Source organism: Streptomyces colwelliae (genome assembly GCF_048158785.1).
Lineage (GTDB): Bacteria > Actinomycetota > Actinomycetes > Streptomycetales > Streptomycetaceae > Streptomyces.
In genome coordinates this window covers 1-2,527 of the sequence record NZ_JBLTJC010000687.1, presented here as the reverse complement: position 1 = coordinate 2,527, position 2,527 = coordinate 1, and the positions used below count along the sequence as shown (strand labels likewise).

General features: G+C 70.5%; 3 protein-coding genes. 1 reads left to right on the top strand and 2 read right to left on the bottom strand.

What is annotated here, in order from left to right; genetic code table 11:
* Positions 1-293: 293 nt before the first annotated feature.
* Positions 294-503 carry a hypothetical protein gene (locus ACNFOC_RS53195; protein ID WP_317888187.1) on the bottom strand — a complete coding sequence of 70 codons (210 nt, stop codon included), beginning with the start codon at positions 501-503 and terminating at the stop codon, positions 294-296.
* 212 nt (positions 504-715) lie between these two features.
* Complete coding sequence (locus tag ACNFOC_RS53190; RefSeq protein WP_033282228.1) at positions 716-991, bottom strand: DUF8836 family protein; 276 nt, start codon at positions 989-991, stop codon at positions 716-718.
* A 196-nt stretch (positions 992-1,187) separates the two neighbouring features.
* Between ACNFOC_RS53190 and ACNFOC_RS53185 the strand changes: the two genes are divergently transcribed.
* Positions 1,188-2,527, top strand: a 1,340-nt coding sequence (locus tag ACNFOC_RS53185; RefSeq protein WP_416966139.1) for a serine/threonine-protein kinase, incomplete at its 3' end; no start/stop codon positions are given.

The window sequence follows — 2,527 nt, the reverse complement described above, 5'->3', positions numbered from 1 at the left end:
CCCCTACCCTTCCCATCCTCCAGGAGCTGCCGCCCCTTCGACCCCGCCTGGGGCTGCGCCCCAGACCCCCTTCGGCCTGAACGGCCTCGTCCTCAAACGCCGGACGGGCTGAGTGATGTCGGCCTGTACTGAAACGGGAACGCCGGCGTCGTCGGCAGGAAAAGGGCAAAGCAAAGCCGGCGCAGCTCCCCAGCTGCGCCGGCTTTTTTGCCGTCCGCCGCACCCCCGTCCCCACGGGGTTTCATGGGTTGATGTCCCCGCCCGGACCGCTCTTCCGGGCCTGGGGTCGCCGCTCAGCGCCCCAGCATCACTCCCACGGACGACGCCTGTGTGGCCACGGTCTCCCAGCCGTCGAAGACGACGAGGAGCAGGACCGCCAGGGGAAGTGCCATCAAGGTCGCCACCAGTGGGTGGCGACGGCCCGTGCGGCGAGTGTGGAAGGCCGCGTTGTAGGCCTTGCGTCCCTCTTCGCGGATCAATGCCCGCGGTGCCGTGTGGGCCATGGTCCCTCTCCTGACCGTGCTCCGTTGACCTAGCTCAGTTGTCGTTGGCAGCGGCGGGTGTCTGACCTCGGGGGACGAGTGCTGCACCCGCCGCTTGACCTCAAATCTAGGCGTGCGGCGGGTACGGGTCGTCATGCCCTCGTACCGATTGGCGGGCCTCCCGGAGGATGAGCGATGACCTGCGGAGTACTCCCCTGGGTGGAGACCCGGTCCTACGTCTCGGGGTCTTCCCGGAGGGGTAGTCCGGTGTGCCCCGCTTTCTCTGAGCTGTCCTCGCGCGGGACCGGCTGCTCGACCAGGGCGAGGACCCTGGTCGCCATGAAGCGGGCAGTGCGGACGACGGAGCCGCTGCGGGTGACTTCGCTCACTTCCACCACCCCTCGGCGCACCGCCGTCTCCACCCGACGGCCCGCCCTGCTCGCCACCACCTCGTAGGTACGTGTTGTGTCGCCGGCGTCCACCACTATCTCGACGCGATCACCCTTCACGCGCTCAATCCCCCTTCTGCGATGGTTGGTTGGGGTCCGAGGTGATGTGAAGTCCTGCTGTCCACAACGCCTCTGACCACTCTTCAAGTTTCCCACCCGGCACTGACAATCCGTCGGTCCGAGAGGGCGCGGCCTTTGCGCGCGGGCGCCCCTGGAAACGTAAGCTGTCGCTCGTCACACGGACCGGGCAGCGGGGATGAACATGGCGATGATGCGCCTGAGGCGCGAGGACCCGCGCGTCGTCGGCTCGTTCAGGCTTCACAGACGGCTCGGCGCGGGCGGAATGGGTGTCGTCTATCTGGGCTCCGACCGCAAGGGCCAGCGGGTCGCGCTGAAGGTCATCCGGCCGGATCTGGCGGAGGACCAGGAGTTCCGTTCGCGGTTCGCGCGCGAGGTCTCGGCCGCTCGGCGGATTCGTGGCGGGTGCACCGCCCGGCTGGTTGCGGCGGATCTGGACGCCGATCGGCCGTGGTTCGCCACTCAGTACGTGCCCGGGCCGTCGTTGCATGACAAGGTCGCCGACGAGGGCGCGCTGGGAGCGGCCGAGGTCGCCGCTATCGGGGCCGCCCTGTCCGAGGGGCTCGTCGCGGTGCATGAGGCCGGGGTCGTCCACCGGGATCTCAAGCCGTCGAACATCCTCCTCTCCCCCAAGGGTCCGCGGATCATCGACTTCGGTATCGCCTGGGCTACCGGTGCGTCGACGCTCACGCATGTCGGTACGGCGGTCGGTTCGCCGGGGTTCCTCGCGCCCGAGCAGGTGCGGGGGGCGGCCGTCACTCCGGCCACGGATGTCTTCTCGCTCGGGGCCACGCTCGCGTACGCCTCTACCTCCGACTCGCCCTTCGGGCACGGTAGTTCCGAGGTCATGCTGTACCGCGTGGTGCACGAGGAGGCGCAGCTGCACGGGGTGCCGGACGCGCTCGCGCCGCTCGTCCGCGCGTGCCTCGCGAAGGACCCCGAGGAACGGCCCAGCACGCTCCAACTGTCCTTGCGGCTCAAGGAGATCGCCGCCCGCGAGGCTCAGGGCATGGCCGATGTGCGGCCGCCCGGGCCGCGTGCCGCGGAGGCGGATCGGCCTACTGGGCGGCTCACCGACAGCTATCCCGAGCAGCAGCGCACCCAGAGTCAGCGGCGTCCGCAGAGTCCTCAGGGGACGCCGGCGCCTCGCGGTACCGCGCCGTCGTCCCGGGGTGGCGGTAGTCCGTCACGCGGGGGTGGGGTGCCGTCCCGGCCGGGCGCTCCCCGGCCCACTCCTTCGGGGCGTAACACCACGCGGTCCGGTAGCGGGAGTCGTCCCGCGCCTCGTAGTGGTGCCGGGCGGACCGGGCCGCGGACCACGGGGACCGGGCGGCGGCCCGCGAATCCTCGGTTGCTGCGGCAGCGGTTGTTCGTGTTCGTCGTGGTGACGCTGTTGGTCGCGCTGGGGATCGCGGTGGCTCAGGGGTGTTCGGGGCCGGCTCATGGGCTCGGGCGTACGGGGCACGGGAGTGTCGTGGGGGCGGACGGTTCGGTTTCGGACGGGCAGCGGTACGGGGT